Origin of the sequence: Bradyrhizobium uaiense (genome assembly GCF_010811875.1) — a bacterium.
Taxonomy (GTDB): Bacteria; Pseudomonadota; Alphaproteobacteria; order Rhizobiales; family Xanthobacteraceae; genus Bradyrhizobium; species Bradyrhizobium uaiense.
Map to the genome: position 1 here is coordinate 1 of NZ_VKHP01000073.1, position 20,053 is coordinate 20,053.

The 20,053-nt window shown below is 57.2% G+C and carries 18 protein-coding genes and 1 pseudogene; 11 read left to right on the forward strand and 8 right to left on the reverse strand.

What is annotated here, in order from left to right; genetic code table 11:
* The 5 genes and pseudogenes from FNJ47_RS18990 to rplL form a co-directional block, all read left to right on the forward strand.
* The coding region (locus FNJ47_RS18990; RefSeq protein WP_249778683.1) for a GSU2403 family nucleotidyltransferase fold protein at window positions 1–368 on the forward strand (368 nt) is incomplete at its 5' end.
* A gap of 403 nt (window positions 369–771) precedes the next feature.
* Window positions 772–1,023 (forward strand): ABC transporter permease, encoded by a 252-nt coding sequence (locus FNJ47_RS18995; protein WP_235999965.1) that lies wholly within the window; start codon window positions 772–774, stop codon window positions 1,021–1,023.
* Window positions 1,020–1,322, forward strand: a complete 303-nt coding sequence (locus FNJ47_RS51375) for a hypothetical protein (RefSeq protein WP_235999966.1) — start codon at window positions 1,020–1,022, stop codon at window positions 1,320–1,322. Before FNJ47_RS18995 ends, FNJ47_RS51375 begins: the two co-directional genes overlap by 4 nt.
* 440 nt (window positions 1,323–1,762) lie before the next feature.
* Window positions 1,763–2,500: pseudogene (locus FNJ47_RS55535) on the forward strand (hypothetical protein); the annotation flags it as partial.
* Window positions 2,501–2,656: 156 nt separating this feature from the next.
* Window positions 2,657–3,031, forward strand: coding sequence for a 50S ribosomal protein L7/L12 (rplL, locus tag FNJ47_RS19000; protein WP_235999970.1), 375 nt, complete (start codon window positions 2,657–2,659; stop codon window positions 3,029–3,031).
* Window positions 3,032–3,545: 514 nt separating this feature from the next.
* Here rplL and FNJ47_RS19005 read toward each other — a convergent pair.
* From FNJ47_RS19005 to FNJ47_RS19025, 5 genes are all read right to left on the reverse strand, one after another.
* Entirely contained in the window at window positions 3,546–4,292 is a 747-nt protein-coding gene (locus tag FNJ47_RS19005) for a DCL family protein (protein ID WP_163155719.1), read from the reverse strand.
* A 163-nt stretch (window positions 4,293–4,455) separates the two neighbouring features.
* A complete protein-coding gene (locus tag FNJ47_RS19010; RefSeq protein ID WP_163155721.1) occupies window positions 4,456–4,626 on the reverse strand; it encodes a hypothetical protein in 171 nt (56 codons plus the stop codon).
* A 162-nt stretch (window positions 4,627–4,788) separates the two neighbouring features.
* Window positions 4,789–5,493, reverse strand: coding sequence for a hypothetical protein (locus FNJ47_RS19015; protein ID WP_163155723.1), 705 nt, complete (start codon window positions 5,491–5,493; stop codon window positions 4,789–4,791).
* 441 nt (window positions 5,494–5,934) lie between these two features.
* Complete coding sequence (locus tag FNJ47_RS19020) at window positions 5,935–6,807, reverse strand: nucleotidyl transferase AbiEii/AbiGii toxin family protein (protein ID WP_163155725.1); 873 nt, start codon at window positions 6,805–6,807, stop codon at window positions 5,935–5,937.
* Window positions 6,804–7,448, reverse strand: coding sequence for a type IV toxin-antitoxin system AbiEi family antitoxin domain-containing protein (locus tag FNJ47_RS19025; RefSeq protein ID WP_347341686.1), 645 nt, complete (start codon window positions 7,446–7,448; stop codon window positions 6,804–6,806). Before FNJ47_RS19025 ends, FNJ47_RS19020 begins: the two co-directional genes overlap by 4 nt.
* 497 nt (window positions 7,449–7,945) lie before the next feature.
* Between FNJ47_RS19025 and FNJ47_RS19030 the strand changes: the two genes are divergently transcribed.
* The 4 genes from FNJ47_RS19030 to FNJ47_RS19045 are packed head-to-tail and all read left to right on the forward strand — an operon-like array spanning window position 7,946 to window position 15,189.
* A complete protein-coding gene (locus FNJ47_RS19030; protein ID WP_163155729.1) occupies window positions 7,946–9,679 on the forward strand; it encodes a DUF3375 family protein in 1,734 nt (577 codons plus the stop codon).
* 3 nt (window positions 9,680–9,682) lie between these two features.
* Complete coding sequence (locus FNJ47_RS19035) at window positions 9,683–10,339, forward strand: DUF4194 domain-containing protein (RefSeq protein ID WP_163155731.1); 657 nt, start codon at window positions 9,683–9,685, stop codon at window positions 10,337–10,339.
* Entirely contained in the window at window positions 10,332–13,958 is a 3,627-nt protein-coding gene (locus FNJ47_RS19040; RefSeq protein WP_163155733.1) for an SbcC/MukB-like Walker B domain-containing protein, read from the forward strand. The genes FNJ47_RS19035 and FNJ47_RS19040 overlap by 8 nt, the downstream gene beginning before the upstream one ends.
* The gene (locus FNJ47_RS19045) at window positions 13,942–15,189 is read left to right on the forward strand and encodes a Wadjet anti-phage system protein JetD domain-containing protein (protein WP_163155735.1); all 1,248 of its coding nucleotides are present in this window, start codon (window positions 13,942–13,944) and stop codon (window positions 15,187–15,189) included. Before FNJ47_RS19040 ends, FNJ47_RS19045 begins: the two co-directional genes overlap by 17 nt.
* Window positions 15,190–15,357: 168 nt before the next feature.
* On the opposite strand, the gene FNJ47_RS19050 is transcribed toward FNJ47_RS19045, so the two are convergent.
* Window positions 15,358–15,831 (reverse strand): hypothetical protein, encoded by a 474-nt coding sequence (locus tag FNJ47_RS19050; RefSeq protein ID WP_235999967.1) that lies wholly within the window; start codon window positions 15,829–15,831, stop codon window positions 15,358–15,360.
* A 72-nt stretch (window positions 15,832–15,903) separates the two neighbouring features.
* Between FNJ47_RS19050 and FNJ47_RS51380 the strand changes: the two genes are divergently transcribed.
* Together FNJ47_RS51380 and FNJ47_RS19060 are read left to right on the forward strand one after the other, a co-directional pair.
* Window positions 15,904–16,194, forward strand: coding sequence for a YopT-type cysteine protease domain-containing protein (locus FNJ47_RS51380; RefSeq protein ID WP_163155737.1), 291 nt, complete (start codon window positions 15,904–15,906; stop codon window positions 16,192–16,194).
* Window positions 16,195–16,537: 343 nt separating this feature from the next.
* On the forward strand, window positions 16,538–16,954 hold the full coding sequence (locus FNJ47_RS19060) for a YbgC/FadM family acyl-CoA thioesterase (protein ID WP_163155739.1): 417 nt from the start codon (window positions 16,538–16,540) through the stop codon (window positions 16,952–16,954).
* 75 nt (window positions 16,955–17,029) lie between these two features.
* On the opposite strand, the gene FNJ47_RS19065 is transcribed toward FNJ47_RS19060, so the two are convergent.
* Window positions 17,030–17,473, reverse strand: a complete 444-nt coding sequence (locus tag FNJ47_RS19065) for a hypothetical protein (protein WP_163155741.1) — start codon at window positions 17,471–17,473, stop codon at window positions 17,030–17,032.
* Window positions 17,466–18,401 carry a helix-turn-helix transcriptional regulator gene (locus FNJ47_RS19070; RefSeq protein ID WP_163155743.1) on the reverse strand — a complete coding sequence of 312 codons (936 nt, stop codon included), beginning with the start codon at window positions 18,399–18,401 and terminating at the stop codon, window positions 17,466–17,468. Before FNJ47_RS19070 ends, FNJ47_RS19065 begins: the two co-directional genes overlap by 8 nt.
* Window positions 18,402–20,053 lie beyond the last annotated feature (1,652 nt).

The following is a 20,053-nucleotide window of genomic DNA, read 5'->3' on the forward strand; positions in this document are numbered from 1 at the left end:
CGGTCCTTGTCCCGTCGCCGGAACGATACGCCATCCACAAGCTCATCGTCGGATCCCGCCGGAAGGCGGATCGCGATGCGACCGCAAAGAGCGCGAAGGATCGGCTTCAGGCCAGATCGATCATCGAAGCGATGATCGCGAACCGCCAGTATGCCGATCTTGCTTCTGCCTTTACGGAAGCATGGGATCGCGGCGACCAGTGGAGAGCCGCGATCCGCACCAGCATCGCGACCTATGACGATGACTTCCAGAGCTCGCTCCGCACCGAACTAGCCAAGGGGGTAACCGAACTCGGTTCCGACCTCGCCGGCTACGATCTTTCAGACAAGCTCGCCGAAGCGGGAACAACTCAGCCGCGCCCAAAATGACTGACGAGTTGCGGGCCGATGCCCGGAGCCGCCGGCGCCAGCATCAGCGATCCAGGGGTGTGTCGTTGGCGAGCCTCATGAGCAGCAGTAGCAGCGGCAGCACAAGTCCGGTGTCGTCACGACCGTGCCGATCATCAGCCGCAATGTGTAGAGCGACATAAGCCCCCGGCGAAGGCCGCGGAGATTATGCTGAGTAAAGCGTTATGCGGGTGGCATCCTGTGAACGCAGGTTTTTTCGGCGCATTGTTGACCGCGGCACTCCGCATAATCCCGCGGCTCGGCTACAGCGTTGCGCATCACGCGCGCTTCGTTGGCTTCGTCTTCTGCTGCATGTAGGACTGCAGTACAGCGTTGATCCATTAGGTGGTCATGCGGCTTGCCTAGGCATCTCGGCGCGAGCCTGGTGCGGGCCGCGATCGGTTTCCTTGGTGGGGCGGCGCTTGGCGTGATACTTGGCGTCGCGATGGCGCAATCGCCGCTGTTACACGGTACGGTTAATCCCCTCGTGCAGATGTTTCGCGCCGTTCCGTCGCTTGCCTTCGTTCCGCTGCCGATTTTCTGGTTCGGCATTGGTGAAACGTCCAAGATTTTCTTGATCGCCTGGGCGTCTTCTTCCCGGTCTGGGTCAATACCTATATCGGCGTGCGCGACGTGAGCCCGCTGCTCGGACGCGCGGCAGCGAGTCTCGGCGCACGCGGCTGGCGCAACTTTGCCTACGTCGTCATACCCGGCGCGCTGGATCAGGTCTGTCTGAGGGATGCTGCCGACAACGTCATCGTCGCCCGTGCCGATCGAGCCGAACAGTGGATAGGGAGGGCGCAGGCGCGCATGGACTTGTGCTACGTCCAAGCGACTTTCGCCAAGGAAAATGCAAATTATCGGTCCCAATCGCTCACGCGGGTCGACCTCTCAGAAATGCGCGTCGATCCAGTCTTGCTCCACCGGGTCACGTAATGCCAAGAATCACTATTGAGCCGCCGAAGGACTCCGGGGCCGTTCGCATAGGGGTGTTCGCCCCAGACGGGCAGGTGCTGGTACGTCCTCGATTGGTCCTTCCGCCGGCTGGCACGTTCGAGTTCGACGCGCCTCAGGTAGGAACATACACCGCCAGTCTGGAATCGCTCGGCGCAGGGCAAGTACTGTGGAGCTTCCCCGTAGCGTCGGACACCTCAAAGTTGGAGGCTCCTTCGCTCGATTCTCTCCGAGGGCTAGGTGCACTGATCTCGGCCAGGCACAGCACGTCAGGAGGGGCCAACACGGAAATGGCGGGGGAGTTCGCGGCAATCGAACTCTGGACCGAAAACCATCTCGAGGCATTGCCCGATATGCTCCAGACGCACGCCGTCGCGTCGCAGCGGCGAGTCGACGTAGGCAACATGTCAACAGGCGCCACAATGAGCTTCAATCCCGGTCCTGGGTCCGCCTATAGTCTCGGGCTATCGTACGACAGCCAACCGCTACGTACCGGGGGATGGCGGCCCTTCACGGCGAGCAACGTCAGCACTCGCCGAACTACCTCGGGAGATGTCGAAGTTGAATTTGATCGCGGTGGCGAACTTCCTCCAGCTGATTCAGGAGCGCGCTTAAGACTTTCGTTTGCGATCGAAGCAAACCGCGTTCAGCGCGTACTTGTTCCTTTATTCGCCGGGGGCGTCAAAGTTAGAGTCCGCACTTCGGAGGCGCCCTATCTCAGTGGCGATACTCTGAGCATCGTTCCGTCGCGCCCGGAGACGCATGCTCTCCTCCAAGCTCTTACCTCCACTTCGACCGAAACCGCTACAGGCATCTGGAACGAAATCGGTCATGGTCCGGCCCATCTGGCCCGCTACGCGAGCGCCGATGTGGGGGACGATCCTTGGGTCTCAGCGGCGGTAGGCGTGTTGATGCTGCGATTGGGATGGCTACAGCACAACGATCGTTGGATAGAGGAGTTGGCACAAAGCCACCCTTGGCTATCCGATGCGTCCATCCTCGCGGCGCATCAACGTCTCGCGCAAACGCCGCCGGACGTAGATGGGGCAATAGAGCATCTTCAGCAGGCCCGTCGTGTCGGCGCCGTTTACTTCTTCGAAGCCAACAGACTACAGGGGGATCTGCTAGTCGCGTTGGCTGCCGACAGTCCCCAAGAGAATCACCGCAAGCTCGCCGCCGTGGAGCTCGCGCGTTGGCGCAGCAATCTGGCGAACCAAGTTCAAGTCGGAGCATTCTTCTGCTGGCTCATGACGCGTGGCGCGCGCACTCGTGGGGGCCTCGATCAACGTTACAGCAACATTCTCGATAGTGGTCATTTGACGAGTCAATCTCCCCGGATCAGCGCGCTATCGCGCCTTACGGTGCTCGAGGCCGCGGATCTGGCACGGCGTCTGGAGGAGAAGTGGGGCGTTTCCGCCGTTACCCCGATCGCGACGACCAATCGAATCGCTGGCGGGGCCTCTACCCTAGCGCAAGAGAAGACCGAGTTTACAGTCGTTCTCGCCAGGGCGGGTAACAACAAGATCGAAGTCATTAAGGAGGTTCGCGCGATCACCGGCCTTGGCTTGAAAGAAGCTAAGGACCTGGTCGAAGGCGCGCCTCGACCGCTGAAGGAGGGTATCGACGCGAACGAAGCGGAAAGACTCAAGGTGCAGTTGGAGAAGGCGGGCGCAAAGGTTGAGCTCAAATAGCACCGGCGCAGTATCAGCAACGCCTTATCACGGACTTCCAACAGCTATGAGCTCAATGGTTGGTTTAGAGTGGCAGCAAGGCGGGTCGCGTCTTGCGGGCAAGTGCTCTCCGCTCCTTTTCGCAAGCCGCGAGTAAAGCTCATCATTCGACCACGCTTTCGCAGCCACGTTCGATCCTCGCGTTCTGCAGCCGATATCTCAGCCGGCAAAGCCCGGCCAATCACTAAGGCGCTACGGCTCGCTATGGAAGGGCATAGATAGATCTGTTCCTTCGCGCCTTAGCCATCCAGCACCCCAGTGAATTCAACCCGTTAGACTTCTGTTGCGATATCGGAGCGCCACGTGGCGGAAGTCGCTGTGGAGCGAACGCTGTCCAGCCGACGCTGTACTGGCTGAGGTCTCTCCATGGTCCTTCGCCCGGGGCACCTACGTGCAAGCCTTCGGTGGGTGTTGTCTCGCCATCGGCCAGAGTGCTTTAGTTTCGCGCTTGCGCCATCATCTCAATAGATGCCTCCTAGGGATCCAGGTGCACTGGCCGCTTTATCTTCGGCCTTCGCTGTCCGGCTGCCATGGATAGATTGCGTGCGCGTGAGATGATACGCAGAGTCGCGGCGCCTCGATGAAATTGCCGAAATGCCTCGGCCACAGCCGGATCAAGAAAGCTAGTCGTCGTCTGAGTGTCTGCCGGTGGCGTGAGGACCCCAACGGGCACGCCATGCTGCCACCCCCGCGCGGCGCGAAAACTCACAACCAATTGCCCGAACGTTGGATAAGCGTGATCCAAATGGGCTTCGGAAAAGGAGATCAGTTCGTCCGACAGGTCGCATGGTACGCGGCCAACACCATCTCCGTAAGCCTCGAAATGGCGCTTCTTCGCTGCGATAAGATCGGCCGCAACCGCTCCTCGGCAGGCATCATAAAATTCCTGCGCGTTCGATTTCGGCTGGCCCTTCACGGCGTCGATATAGCTGAAGTCGGTGTCGGTCCCGTCGGTCCTGTGAACCCAAAAGCCAGGTGTCGAATATCCCTCGCCGATGTTTCGCCGTCGGAAAAAGTGCTCGATACCTGATCCGATCTTCGAGGGATTGTCGATGATGACGGCGTCGTAGCGCTCGAGGAGGGCAACCAGATCATCATGATCCGATCGGCTTTCCACGATCTGGTTATCTGAATGGCGGGAAAGCATATCCTTAAAATGGGCTAACGCTGCTGTTTGCGTCTTCCAGGATCGGCCATTCGGTAGATTGATCGGCTTTGCCATTCTCCCGCAGCCCTGAGTTTGTTGTGCTATTAGGTGGGCGACGACTGCCTCTGCACAACGGCATTTTAAGTAAGATCGGCGCTATCCAAAGGGCTCCTGTGCGGCAGATTCATTGCGCCATTTGCGCAACGGCTCGGTCCAACTCGCCTATCATTGTCATTGCTCAATCATTATCAGCCTCGTCATCGTCGACCTTGGCGAATGAAAAATCGAACCAATCGCCATTCTTGGACTTAAGCGCAGCCTCGAATTGCTCGCGCAACGGAAAATCCGTTACAAAGCCGCGGCCAGCTTCCAAATTGATGAGATTAGAGACATTGACGACCTTCGTCACGCAACCTTGTTTAAATGTTTTCGCGCGAGAGCCGTGCAAATTTGACGCTGTTATCTCGACCGCAATGTGGAACGGCTGTTGGGCATACGGATCGAGCCGCGCGATTCCCTGGAAGGTCCAAGTTCGCCCATGCCGGAAATCCGCGCAATGAATTTCTATGACCTAGCCGCCGTTGGGACCGACGGCGAAGTCGATATCATGGCGGCCGACCGGACTCCTGATCTCCGGAAATCGAACCATCGGCCGCGCGATATCAAAATGATGCTTGGGTCGTGGCGCACTTGGTCCATACACCGGATAACAGATGAACTTGTCATGCAGGCCGCCACTTGATGACCGCAATGTGACGACTAGGTTCTCCGCCTGGATGTGGCCGATAACACGAATTGCCATCGTGAACCCAATTTGGCTGTATTCTTCTTCCAGATAGCGGTGAATGCGCGCCACATGACGTGGAACGATGACATCGCGGTACTTCAGGTATTTCTCATCATAACTGGAATCTCGCATGAAATGGATTCCGGGCATTCCGGCGTCCTGCGAACGCTTGGGATTCTCGCGGAGAATTCTTGCGACAAAGTCGGACTGCTCCGACGCGCTCAGCGCCTCGATGCGATAGACCAACAGTGGGTCGGGAGCCTGAAATTCAAGGGTGATCTCGATATCTGGTTCAGTGGATTGAAGCTCCTCGATTTTCGATCTTAGCTTCAACAGTTCCTTTTCCTGTGGGCTGGGTTCAGGCGCCAACAACCAGTGTTCCGGCAATTTTTGGGCCTTGATGCCGTAGCGAGCGGCCATGGCAATGGGGTTGTTGTCATAGCTGAAAAGTATTTTCATCGCGGCGGCCCCATTTTCAGCATGCAGCACCTGCGCAACAACACGGGCATCTCCCTCTTCCGGATCGAGATCCTGGAACAGGTCCCAGTTAATCCGATTGATTTTCGCGAACGCGATATCAACTAGCGGAGGTCCTGGTGTTATCTGGACGACAGAGTCCGATTCCGCGGCGGGACCGATCCGGCGATTGAAATCGCGAGCGCGTTTTCCAAGGCGGCCGTCGCGCTTGCGCTTGTCGATCTACTTCATCACCTGAGGAACGACGAGAACCAGAATAGGCCCCGCAGGATCAATTTCTTTCCAGGGTAGGACCGGGAGCGGCTTGGCCTCCAACGCGACCATACTGTCCATGAACAGGACCGTAGAATACTTGGACCAATCTATCGTCCCGTTCACGATGCGCTCCAGCGCGGAAGGTTAAGAAGGATGCGCTCGAATTCGTTGTAGGAGCCAGAGCGCCGCTCTAGTCGCTCAAGCAGCGAGCAAATCGGCAAGGTCATGTTGTTCAATTCTTTCGGCGGTATTCGCCCAAGGCTCGCCTGGGATTAGCCGAATAATGTCGCGAAATACTACCGCAAACGCTTTCCTTCCGGTTTCGTCTGTAAAATGTGCCGCTTCATCCGCGGTCAACAACGGTTTGACGTCAGCGAGAAAATCGGGCCGCTCAAGTTTATCAAACATGCGCTGTTCGGCTTGCGCGCGCGAAATCGCCTGACCGGAGAGTTCCAGGTACTTGCCGAACAGTTCAACTATTCGTTTCGTATTGAGCTTCTCGAAGATGTCGAGCGAATGCGAAAGATCGACCAGGTCGCGTCCCTTGTTGCGCTGAAGCAGCGCCCGCAACTTGGTTGACAACAATTCCTCGTTCGAAAACGTCGGAATCTCTGTCGCGCCCGAAAACCACGGATTCTCGACCTTGAAGGGAAACGTAACAGCGGGGTCGTAGGCCTCGCGTTCGCGCGTGTTGATCTCCACCTTTAGGCGGATGAGGCCTAGTCCATCTTCCGCGTTAGTCTTGAAGCGAAACTTGGGGGCAACCTCGCTTTGATCGAAGCGAGGATTGCCCAACCATGGTGTCAGAATGTCTCGAATGCGGTCGAGGATTGGACCGATTCCGCCAGCTGTCGTCCGTACGAAATCGATATCCTCCGAATATCGGAGAGGCTTTAGGAAGTGCAGTTTGTTGAGCGCCGTTCCACCGCGAAATCGAAGCTCCTTGCGGAGGAAGGAATCATTGAAGAGTTCGACTAGTGCCCGTGCAATGATGAGATCTTGCTCGACTTGGCGCTGTTCAGCCCACGGCACATGCTTTGACCATGCGATGATGTTTTGAGTCGGGATCACTCATCGACCTCCGGATAGCGCTGCACGGCGACGCGCCAACGCTCGTTGCGCTCAACGGGCTCGCTTTCGGATTTTGCGACTTTGCGCGGCTCCGGCTCGAGCGCGACCCAAGGCACCGGTCCGTTTTCGAAGAGACCATCGTAGAGCGGATTGGCGCGCTCGCCATATCCGAGGCGATCGAATAGATAGCCGAGCCTCTGGCCGCAGGCGCGCTCGAAATGCACGGCCATAGCAGCAAGCTTTTGACCATCGATGCGCTCAGCGAGATCGGTCATGACGGTCGCCACCGCATCAATGCCGCCGGCCACGTGCATGTAGCGAAGCAGGTCGAGTGCCGTCAGCTCAGGGCCAGAGACCTTCATGCTTCCAGTGTCTGTCTTGTGATTGACGATGCCGTCGCGGATGCTCTCTAGGTCTTTGCGGAAATGGAATGTGATCCAAGAACGCCCTGCGCGGATCTTCCGGAGCTGCCGATCTGTCACAACTTGGAATGCCGTGACGGCGTGATGCGAGGCGCCATGCAATTCGGCTGCCTTGAGCAAACCAACATAGTATGGACGGCCTTCGTGCTGCATCAGCGAGTCAATGTACCAGGCGGGGGGTGGGGCCTCCCAATTCATGAATTGCGGCGGGACAGCCACGTAGAATCCATGCCGGGGATTGAACAGCGTGCGGCGTTTCTGGAGCCGGGCGGCGGCCTTCAGGAAGGCGGCCTCTGTGATGCCGAGGGCTGCAATGGCTTCGGCGCGTGTGAACGTAATCCGGCCCTCGGATTGGAGAGATGTGAGGAAGTTCGCAAGGCTCGACCGGGGGGCTGGCATCATATGCAAAAATAGCTCTTAAATGACCATTTTTCAATATATAGCTGTGGGAACGATAGAATCATATGTAAATTAATCCCATAAATGTCTATTTTGGGATATGATGCAGTAGATAGGAAGGCGGCAGCATTAGCCACGACCGGGCGGCCAAGCGCAGCTCCTAAAGCCTAGCGGCCCGCCAACGTCGATTGAGCGGCGACCGGTGGATCACGGGGGTGACGGCCATGATCCTGCAGGCCGGAACAAGATCGTCTCGACCAGTCGACATGTTCTTTGTATGTTCCCTTGAGGAGTGTTGTGCTGGAATGGGGTGAAGCATGCCCGAACTGCTCGAGACACTGAAGACCATCGATTTTCTATATGGGAACAGTGCAGTTCTCAGGATTTTTTCTTCTCCTCGTTTTCCCATCGCCGCGGCACTGGCGAGGATCTGCTTCATAAATCCGGAGGTCAGCGAGGCGACCGAAGACCAGCTTTGCGCCACTCTCGAGCAACTCCTGGTGGCGGCCCGCGAGCTTGATCTCTCGCAGGATGGAGAAGTGCGCCTTCAGGACGATCCGAAGCATTATCTCGAGCAGTGGTCTACTTTGCGCGGTGCCCATTGGTTTTCAGTCCACATCGATCGCTCCGGCCTGAAATTTTATCGGCTTACGTCCTTCGGCCGCGAGGCACATACCCTCTTGGCATCGATCGAGGCTGGCCGATCCGTGTCCACCGAGAGCCGGCTCAAACGGTTCGTTGATCTCGCCAATGATCTGGCGGCACGGACGAGCGGCATTCCCGATCGCAGGATCAGGGACCTCAAAGACCAGATCTCGCGTGCAGAAAAGGAGATTGTCGCTATCGAGCGGACCGGCCAGGTCGAGCCCCTGCCAGAGCGCGAAATCATTGCCGGTTTCGAAGAGCTGTTGTGCATTCACGGCGCCATTGGAGCGGATCTCGATCAGGTTCGCGAACTGGTGGCACGTCACAGGTCGGCAACTCAGGACATCGTCATGACGTCTGATGCCCCAAAGGGCCAGTTGCTCGACCTCGTGTTCAGCGAGGAAGACAAGGTCCGCGACACCGATGAGTTTGCTTCGCTGGATGCCTTTCGCCAACTATTGACCGATGACCAACTGCGCTCGGCTACCCGCCGGAAGGTGGAAGAATTGAAGTCGCACCCCGCGATCTACAAGCGCTTCATTGCCGCCGGAAAAATGCCAACGAGGTTTGATGGCGCAGTGGAAAGCTTCTTCGATAGGTCGCGCCGTATCGACAGCGAGTTCACAGGCTACTACGAGCAGCTGCGCGGCATCGTGGTACGTGAGGACATCGACGAGATGCGCGCGGTCAGCAGAACCCATCGAAAGCTCGGCAAGCGGTTTATTGAGCTTCGGGACAGGATCAGCCCGTCTCCCCGCGATCGGCGCTTGCAGGGTCTTGGTATCGTTCTTCCGGGAACGGCGTTCAAGCCACACCCGACGGCAGACATTCGATTTCCTTTCAATCTTGCAAAACGGGCGAAGGTTGCACCATCAATCGACGGCGTGGAAGATGAATCGGATGCAGAGGCCTTCAAACGCGAAATGAAGCGCCAGTCTTATGTGGCTCATGAGCAGTTGAAGCTCAGGATCGCGCTCGCCCGTATTAAGTCTGGGCTCGGCCAAGTGCAGCTCAGCCAGGTTCTGCAGCTCTTTCCCCTCAGATTCGGTCTTTTCGAGCTCAATGCCTTCATAGAATTGGCTGTCCAGCACCTGCCTTCGAGGTTTGACCTCAATCTGATGGCGATCACACGCCTAATCGATGAATACGAAGATCCGGTTGGTCAGCGCACCTGTACGTTTTTCGATCCCATTTTTCTTAACGAGGGCGAACCAGGCCAGGGGATCGAGGAGATCAGTTGTCGCTTGCCCGATGACAGCCTCATCGACAATGACATCTGGTCGAAGTTGGCAGAGGACAGCGTCAAAACGCACGTCCAGTGGCTCATCGGGCACGCTAACCCCTCTCAGTCCCTGCACAATGGTGTCGACCCACTCGGCGAATCCAATACAAACGTGCAAGGATGATCCATGGGCAACGACGCGCCAGTATCGATCGAGCACGTAAAGGTGCGGCTCCTTGCCGGACCGCTTCGCGAAGATGACGATCCAGATCTTTGGCAACAACTTTTCCTAGGGCGCGACCATCTCAGCCGATGGTTCGACGAACTCGGCGTCGAGCTGGTGGTTCACAACGACTATCGAATTGCCTTGCTTCGCCAGACCAGCGACAGCGTGCGCGAACGCCGGGCTCAGGACAAGGGAAAAGCAGCTCTTCCTCCTCTGTTACAATCGCGGGCGCTGACTTTCCTCGAAAGCCAGGTGCTGGCGTATCTACACGATAAGCTCAATTCAGCGGCAGGCATGGGAATCTTGGATCAGTCCATCCTCCGCAGCGAGGTTTGCGATGCAATCATCAATCTGCAACCAGACGCACAGCGGAACAATGAAGCGACACTGACTGGCCGCATCAATGCCGCTCTGAATAAATTCAAAGACTATGGGCTCATTGAGGAGACCCAGCTGAGTGGTCAGCCCGCGATCCAACCCCAATTGATTTTGCTCGTCATGGTACCTCGTGACGAACTGGAACGCTTCAGCGGGCTGATAGGCGACCTTGTGGCGTCAGGAGAGCCGCCGGGAGGAGGGGAGGACGCTGGGTCCCTGGGAGGACAGTACGGTGAGTAGCGAATTGGCGAACGGCGCGATGGCAGAGCCCGCGGTTGAAGATAGCGAATTCAGTTCGTTCACAGTCGGCTCATTTTCCGAGCGTGCCGGATTCCGATTGGACGAGCTCCATGTCCAGAATTTCGGCAGTTATGACGGCGCCCCTTCGGTCCTTCAGTTCAATCGGGGCAGCGCCATCTTTACTGGACGCAATGGGGTCGGAAAAACCACAGCCATCGACGCATTTCGTATGCTCGTCGCTCAGGAACCTAATTTCAACGATGCAACAGTACCCGAAGCGCGGAAGAGGGATCGCGATATCCGGACATACTATCTGGGCGTCCTCGGAAAGGTGCAGCAGGATGGCCGCAACGAATATGTCGTGCTGCGCCAATATGAAGACCGCAAGTTCATGGCTATCGTTGGCAATTTTTCCGATGGCCGCGGCCACACTGTTTCGGCGGCGCGTCTCGTGCAATACGACGCTCAGGGACAAGGCAATAGTCAACGCTACATCCTCGCCCGGCACCCTCTCAATATCGCCACGGACTTCCCTCAATTCGAAACAGCCCGCACCATAAGAAACGCCCTGGCCGACAAAGGCGTAACCGTTTACGAGACGTTCGCCTCCTATAGGGCTGCCCTCTCCGCACGCTTCGGGATTGATGATGCCAAGCAAGCGTGGGCTTTGTTTGAGCGCGCCATCGGCACCAAGACCGTCGACAATCTGACCGAGTTCATGCGCGAGCTCATTCTGCCGATGTCGGTTCTCGCGGAGACGGCCGATCAGCTAGTTAGATCCACAGCGGCTCTCGACGACGCCTACCAGGCCGTGAAGCAAGACGAGCAGAAGCTGACACGGCTCCAGCGGATTATTCGTGAAATCGATGAGGTTGAGCAGTCTTTCGCGGCGACCGAACGGCTCAAGCGTTTGCAGTCCTACCGCAAGCAAGCAGAGACCGTGGTGCTGGCTAGGGCGGTCCGTCGCGATGTTGCACGGCGCCATACTGAGTTAGTCGCGACGCGGCGCATTAGCGAAGCCGCGTCTGCACAGTTGAACGACTTGACGCGTCGGGTGAGCGACCTTGAACGACAAGAGCGTGATCTCGGGGGCCAACGTGTGATCGAGTGGCGGCAGGAAATCGAAAATCGCACGACACAGATGGCGACGGTTACGACTGACCTGGAAAAGCTATCGAAAGCACTCGCTGAATTCGGGCTTTCGACCGACGTTTCGTTCGAGCAGTCGCATCATACGCAGGACCAGTGGGAACGGATAAAAGGCGAACTTAACAAGGCAGCCGATCGCACTCCGGCACGGACCGGAGAGATGGACGTAGCACTGGCCAGATTATCCAGTGAACTTGCGACGCTCGAGACAGAGCTCAAGAACGCGACGACCGACCTTAATGCCGCTGAAAGATCGCGATCCAATCTTCCACGTCAGCATGTCGAAATTCGCGAAAAGCTTGCGGAAGCGCTTGGCGTTGTCGTGGATTCCCTGCCGTTTTTTGGCGAGCTCGTGCGCGTTGCTCCTCATGCAGCCGCCCAAGGGTGGGAGGGCGCCATCAATCGCTTGCTTGCCAATCAAGCCCGGAGGTTGTTGGTCGACGAGGCCCTCTATCCGCGAGCCGCTGCTTGGATAGATCGCAGCCATCTTGGTCTGAGACTGGAATACGATAGAGTCGACCCCATTGCGCTAGGCTCCGCGAAGCTCGGTGATGATCGCGTTGCGGGAAAATTAGAAGTACGCCCCGGCAACCGATTTGCGGGTCACGTCCGCCGGGTCCTCGACACGCGATACGACCACGAGTGTTTTACGGCCGCCGACGATAATTTTCGCCGTTGTCGACGAGGCCTCACCAAGGCCGGGCAGAGCCGCGACGGCGACCGTCACGTCAAGGACGATAGACGACATATCGACGACCGATCTTCGTTCGTACTCGGCTGGGATAGCACGGAGCGCATCGCCCACCTATCCCGAGAGATCAAGCGGATCGAAGCGATGCAAAGGTCGCGCGCCGAACAGGGCAAGACCCTGCGTGCCGGCCGTGACAATTTCATCGTCAAGGCAACGCAGATGCGCCAGTTAGCCGATTCGATGGGCGACTTTGAGCGCGTCGACCTTTGTCGCATCGAGAGTGAAATCGAGGAGCGCGAGGCGTGGATCGAAGAGGCGACGGCGAAGGATCCGAGCTACGTGGCCATATCGAAAGCCCTGGCCAAAGCGCGAGCAGAAGTCCCGGCGGCCAAGAAGACTGCTGATGAGCGTTCTGGTGTCTTTGTCGTGCAAAACCACGAGCTGAACTACCAAACGGAGCGCCTTAGAAAGCTCGATGCGGAAGTTGGAAAGCGCCGGACGCCCTATTCGGAGTGGAAAGGATATTGTCTCATCGCCCGGCAGGCTGGAGTAACGGCATCCATCTTCGAAGAAGATCCCGCTCCCAACGCGACAAGGGGTGTAGGGGTGTGGGAGACGATTCGCAGCGGAATCGAGACGGGATTGGATAAAGAGTCCACGAAGCGGGAGAAACTCCTACCATCACTCACCCGGCTGGGATCGGACTATTTCAAGGAGTTTTCGACGGAGACCGCCTTACTGAGCGTCGCCGGACTCACGGATGAGGATGGGGCCGGCACACGAGCTGATTGGCGGCAGCGACGCACGGATATCGAAGGCCGCGAGTTGGTCCGTCACCGAGAGCGTCTGCAACAGGCGATGACGGATGCGATCGATAACGGGATCGTCAACATCAAGACGCAGCTAGAAAAAGAACGCCTCGAGATCCGCGACACCGTGATTGGCATCAACGAGACGCTGCGCGCCGTCACCTACGATCCGGTGCACGGCACGCGGATGCGATTCAAAGCCAACGACGCCGTATCGCAGCGCATCGCAACCTTTACCAAAGATTTGCGGCAGGTCACTGATGATTGGATCGGCAATAGCGACGGCAATATCGAGGAGCGATATACCAAAACCAAACGCTTCATCGATCAGGTCAAGGATGTCCCCGAGAATAACGCGTGGCGGCGGGAGGTTCTTGACAGCCGCCGGTGGTTCACCTTTATCGCACAGGAGTACAAGCTCCACGCAGATGGCACGGAAACCATCATCAATGACTATGACGGCGCTACCGGTTCATCGGGCGGCCAGAAGGAGCGTCTCGCCATGACGGTGATGGCCGCGGGCCTTGCATGGCGCTTCGGGATGGTCAATCCGGCGGCGGCTCACAAATCGTTTCGCGTTCTCATGCTGGACGAGGCCTTCAAGAATAGCCACGACGACACGATCCGCGCCTTGTTGCAGCTGTTTAGTGCTTTCGGCTTCCAGATGATCTTTGCCATGCCCTCCAAGAACCTTGCTGTTGTTGCGCGTCATATTGAGCGAGCTTTCGCTGTCGACACAAAGGACCGCAGAACCGTAGTCACCGTGCACGGCCTCAAAAACCTTGTGCAACACAACCAAAGCATGGCCGCCGCTTCAGCTCTCATGATGGCCAAGGAAGCGGGGATCAATGTCGAACAGCTCGATCTGGCTAAAATCGACGAGCGTCTCGCCGGGTTGACAACTGACGCGCTGGAGCGTGTTGCTGCCAGTGGACTCTCGAATGAGTTATTGAATGACCGTGGCGGCTGATGTCATCCCGCGATGGAAGACACCGAAGGATTTCGAGCTTTGGCTCGCTAGGCGCGTTGAGCGATGGGTATCCGTCGAGCTTCGGACGCCGGGCGCCGTCCCGGAAACTTTCACGATCTCGACGCCCGGCTTGACGGCTGCCCTCGTCTCCGAGCATTTCCCGGTAATTCGAGCATGGTGTATCTCCTGGCAGGAGGCGGCAGCACGATCGGCTGACGTAGAAATCGAATATGAGGACTGGAATACGCGCAACTTTGGCCGTGTGCGCATCCCTTGCAGCGCGCGAGTGACGTCGGTCGACGGTGTGGCGCGCCTGTTAAAACGATCAGCAGATCTGTCAAAGGCGCGGCGGCGCTGCCAAGCCCTAGCCACCCATGACGCGCGGCTGTCTTTGCTGGCCGACCATTGGCCGGCGATCGTTGCTATGCCAGAAGGTGACTTCGATATTGTGTGCCGCTTCGTGGCGCACATTCTACAGTCGTCGGTCTCGCTCATCCGATTGCGAGAAGTCGCATGTGCGGGGATGCACACCAAGTTCCTCGAGCAGAACCGGGGGCTTGTTGGCCCCATCATGTTGGCGCTCGGTATTCCAGGAAATGCGAGTGCCAAAAGCTGGGCTGGTAAGCTCGGTTTCATAGACGATGAAACGGCGTTGTTTGAGATACGCGATCTCGATGGTCATCTGCTTCCCTATGTCCATTTCGCGTTGCCCGCGTCATCCCTCGTATCCTCGCCACTGTCTCCTCAGTCCAATGCAGGTCTGCATGGTGCCATCGTTGTCGAAAATCTGGCTACCTTTCGCGCTCTTCCTTCAGTGCCGGGCGTGATCGCGATTTTCGGACGCGGGGACGCGGTACGCGTTCTCGCAGCAGCGTCGTGGCTCGCCGCGTGCCCGCTTCTCTATGCTGGGGACCTCGACCATGCCGGCTTCCAGATGGTGGCCGCGCTTCGCCGCGGCGGTCTATTCCATCTCGAGACGGCATTCATGGATGCTGCTACCGCTTACCGCTTGCGGCCCTATTGGGTAGCGGACACCTCGAGACCAGGATCTGAGGGCGCCTATGTCGGATTGAGAGAGGAGGAAAGTGACGCCCAGCGGATGATGGCTGAAGGACCGTGGCGCCTCGAGCAAGAAAGGATCGCATTCGATATATGGGTAGATCGCCTTCGCATATGGCGTGCTCAAACGGACAAGGCTCCGGCTGTGACATCGGATGGAACCCAAAGTTGAGCGCGAATCCGCTACACTGCGATCCTGCCCAATCCTTCTGTTGTCCGCAGTTACGGATTAAGAGGGATCCAGATATTTGCAGCAAAGCTCACTGAGATCGGATAGAAAATGCTTTTCATCGCGGTTTTCAGGATGTGTAAAGGTAAAGGTCTCACTGGAGTTGACCAACTAGCTAGCCGTCCAGCGACCCAATGAAAGCAACCCGCTAGGCTTCTGTTGCGACGTCTCGTAGTGGGAAGGCGTGCTGATCTTCCTCGTCTTGTGGCGATTTTCTGGGAAAAGCTTCATGCTGAAAAGGGCAGCGGCGTTCAGGTACGGTGTATATTCGTATGGCATCCGCTTGCGCACTGGATGCACTATAATGCGTTCAACCAAGCTACGGAAAGCGATGCGGGTTTCGATAGCTTTCAGATTTATCTTGAGCGCGGTGACCAATTTCTTAGCTTCCGAACGGTATCGATCACCGAACTTCGGATGATCGAACGGGATGACGTTTTCGTCGCCGTTGCCCAGCAATCGTAATCGCTCCTCGACAGTTTCGCGTTCCGCGTCGCATTCATCTATCCGCTTGAGCAACTCATCTGGCTTACGACGGCTGTTTGCGATCGCATATGACAAGCGTTCGATCTCGATATTAAGCACATGGCGCCGATTCTCCAAGTTGGAGCGTTCGCTGTTCTTTAGCTGCGCTCGCACTTGGGCGCAGGCACGGATATGACGCGGGTTACCCTCGGGAAGAGCCGGGTGCGGGAAATCCGCCCGCCCGGATCTGTGAGGGCGAAAGCCAAATGGCTGAGCTACTCGACCACGACCCAAATTTGGATCCGTCCGGAAAAAGAGAAGGTATACGAGTTCGGCAAGCATTCGAACATGGTGAGGAAAATCACCGACGACGGATCTAAATATTTGCTCAGTTTGTATTTCGCCGAAGGTGGCTCACACGTCGTTGCAACGTCGACCTTGGATGGAAGTACGGCGAACGCTACGCCGCCAATCGAGGAATAGCTCTCTCGACCAATCGCAAGAATCGGGTGTTGCGTGTCCCCGCAACCAACTTAAATTGCGATACCGAATCGGGCAGATCAGCCGCCCTAACCGGGCGGCTTTCTTGCGTCCGCAAGTTCTGATGGTTTCGCCTACCACCCAAATTTGCGAAGGAAGCAAGTCCTGGCCAACGCCAGTCCGTGATTTTGACTTGCTCAGTAACATTCGAGGCGTAGTTGAATCGCGACTAAGCCGGCATTTTGGACCATAGCGCCCGCCAAGCCAAAGACGATTGGCGCTTGCTGAGGAAAGCGCCTCTGTGCCAGACAATTGGTCTCAGAAGCGCATTAACGGGAACCGTTCTGTGACAGCCTCTCTTGATGGCGAAATTCGCGAAGGCCGCCATCATATGCAGGTCCGCGTTTATTTCGAGGATACCGACGCCGGCCAGATTGTTTATCACGCGAATTTTTTGCGCTTCATGGAACGCGGCAGCAATCAGCAAGCGCTGCTCGAGGAAGCGCAGACCGACGCGCCCGGCTTTGCCTTCGTTGTCCGTTCGATGACAATCGATTTCCTAAGACCGGCGATCTTGGACGACCTGCTCGACGTCGTCACGGTCCCGCAAGAGGTGAGGGGCGCGTCGATCGCCTTGCTGCAGGAATGCAGGCGGGGGGACGATCTCCTAGTCACGGCGCGTGTACGCGTGGCGTTTATCTCAGGCGGAAAGGCGCAGCGCATACCGAAGTCCCTGAGGCTTGCTATGGAAGGGCCCAGATAAATCTGCCCCTCGTTCATGCTATGGTCTTCCAGCGACCCAATGAAATCAAGGCGTTAGACTTCTGTTGCGATATCGTCAAACCAGAGTTGGCGCGCTGGACGCCAATCCAGACATCGATGCCTGGGTCTGGTGAAATAGTGGCGCCAGCGACCCAGCCGAGACCGTGCGGAACAGAAACTCGGTGTGGATCGGATGTTTTTCAATCTCTTCCGGGGTTACTAGATGACGATCCGTAACTGCTTCCGTGCCCCTTACATATCCCTGCTCGACGGCTCTGACGGCACGGATATCGTGGCGCCACCACTTCTCTTGGTAAGCGTCGTGGAGTGCGCTGAGCTTGGGGGAAACGATTGTTCCAAAGCTGCCGTCGTCGCGACGCCACATCAATACGGTGCCGACTGCGCCGAAGACATCGGCAATAGCCTGGAGCGCAAGCGGCCAGTTGGATCGACGCGGCGCCGAATTGTAAATAGCCTCAATCGCCGCAATGAAGCGGGCATTCTCCGTCCCGTTACTCATGTAGAAAATCCGTTCGCCTATTGCCGCCTAAGGCAGTGCCAACAAGTATGCTGACGAGTTCAGCCTGCCTGGAAACGCCCGTCTTACTGAAGACAGACTTCAATTGCTGCCGAACCGTGCCGACGGTCACACCCGCGCCTGTCGCTATGTCATCGACGGTTTTGCCGCCGGCAATCCAGCGCGCAACGTTTGCTTCCGCCGGCGTCAGATCAAACAAACCCTGAATTATCTGAACAGGTGCAAGCTTCGGTTGCGAAACAGTCGTGAGGATGAGGATGCAAGACGCTGCGAAGATGTCATTTGCAACGCCTCGCACTGGCACGACATGCACAATGGAGGCCAGAGACTCCTCGGTCGCAGCTATCGGAATAGATCGCACCTGACCGGCTGATTGACCGTCGACCTGCTGCAACGCTAGCGCAAGCAAGCTATCGGCCCGCTTATCGACCAGAGCGATCCGAACCCTCCGATCTTGGACGACACGAGGCACAAGGTCGTCGAACAGCTGGTTGGCAGCTAGCAGCCGATGGGAGCGTGAGAGAACCGCAGCTGGTAAGCCGATGAGCCCTAGAACTTCGGCCGCGGCTCGCGCTCGCTCAAGACCCAATCGCCCTGAAATGAGCGCTGCCCGGGCTAGATGCGCTCTTAGCGGGTCAAGCGCGGCAACAGTTTCGTTGGAAACCGGCCCATCCTCAAACCGGCGCTCCCAACTGAAAACAACAAGATCTTCAGTCGGCGCCTGAATCACCGTGCCAAAGCACCACCCTCCGCCTTTGCTCCGGAGGTATTGATAAAAAGGATCACGGTCCATCTCCTCAGGGGTGAACAGCTGATGGTCGGAAACAAACCCGTTGTGAGCTCTGGCGAATGCTCGCTCAGGGCGTGGGTTGTACGGCTCCAGCCCTCTTTCGACGAATTCCGCGTACAAGGGCCGCATGATGGATGAGCCAGCCCAGGCAGTGTGTTGAGAATTGGCTGTAAACAGCAGGCCGCCAATGGAGCCGAATTGCCGTGCAATCCGATCAAGAACGCCGTCCCAAAGCTCTGGTACAGCCGCAGCCTCAAAGCTCTGGTACAGCCGCAGCCTCGTAGATTCGATCGATTAGGTCGTCTGTAACGTCGAACACGTAATGCCCCTCGTTCCGCAAAGGGATATGACAACCGGCATGTAACAGGCGCAAGAATTCGAAGATGATGCTTTGTTGCGTATTCTGGAGCTTTGCGGCCTGCAGCCTCGCGCTGTTCGTCGGTCACGACCTGATACTTTCATGGTTCGTTCTGCCATCACGCTACTAGGAAGGACTTCCATCAGCTTCGCGTCGAGCCGGTAGCCGGATTTGCTCGTTCACTCGCAGCTGAGCAGTGCGCGTGAGATACATAACGAGCGAGCTGTCTCGTTTCTCATCTGAAGTGTGTCGGCGCGGCCTCATATTGGTGCGCTTCGTACAAAGGAGCTCGTCAGTTCGCGACGCTCCGTTGCAGCGCTGCTGTGACGACCCTCAACGGGATGGATGTTACGAGATCCGCCGAGGTGACCAGAGACGAATAAGCGCCCGCGATAGCAGGTGCGCTGACCACAGCGAGGCTTCAAACTAATCGATATAGGGCCCTTCACGCTTAAATCCTGCGTGTGCGCGACCGCTTCGCTGGACTCTCATCGCCGCCGCCTGACTGTGTCATCCAAGTGGCCGGAGCAGTGAAGATATCGCAGTTGACATCGAAGGATGGCGCGGTGTGATCAAGCCCGACTCGGATCAGGTGCCGGGCTCGTTCTGCGGACGAGGAGCGAGATTGATACCCTATTTGGTATAAGACGACGCTACGCGCTTCTTTTAAGAAGCATTGTCTCCGCGGAGGAGGGCGGCAATCCAATGAGAGGCGGATAGGGGCAGTGCCGTGATCATGAAGTACATGAGATGGGCTGCGTTTCTCGCAGGCTGTCAGCAGAAGGGACGTCAGGCGTCGAATGACATGATTGAATCACCGCTGAGAAATATCGTGGTGTGGGATCACGGTCATCTTCGTCCTGCAAGACCTGACGAATACAAATAGAGAATGAGAGTGCTTTGGAAAGATTGAGAGAGGAGAGGAAGACCAGAGTCGCCCACCTTAGCAACAAGCCATGCCGGCCGCCGATGATTCAGCCATGCGACGTCTCCCATATGGTAGATGCGGCGACTGCTCTAAACGATCCACTCTCTGAAGACATCTTCTGCGATCAGCACATTGCATTTTTTGCGCTGGGCAGATTAGAGGAAGCAAAGCCGATTTGTATTGCGCGTGGTCGCTTCACACCGAGCGCCCTGAAGGGAATGCCCGACGAGCTTTATTGATGGGAATTGCAACGACGAAGTGCTTGTACATTTCAAGTCTCCTCGAAATCTCCTGCAGGCCTCGCAGCTCCGCTCGCATCACTGGCCCCAGGAGAAAAGCGACTTTCGAGATCAAAAGTCGCCTCCCATTTGGAATATGCAGCGATTGCGATGATGCCTGTTGTTGGTGGGTGGTTGTGCAAGACGGCTTCAGTGGGCACATCTACACGCGGTGCGCCTGGTTGCGTCCGTTTCGTACAGAGCTTGC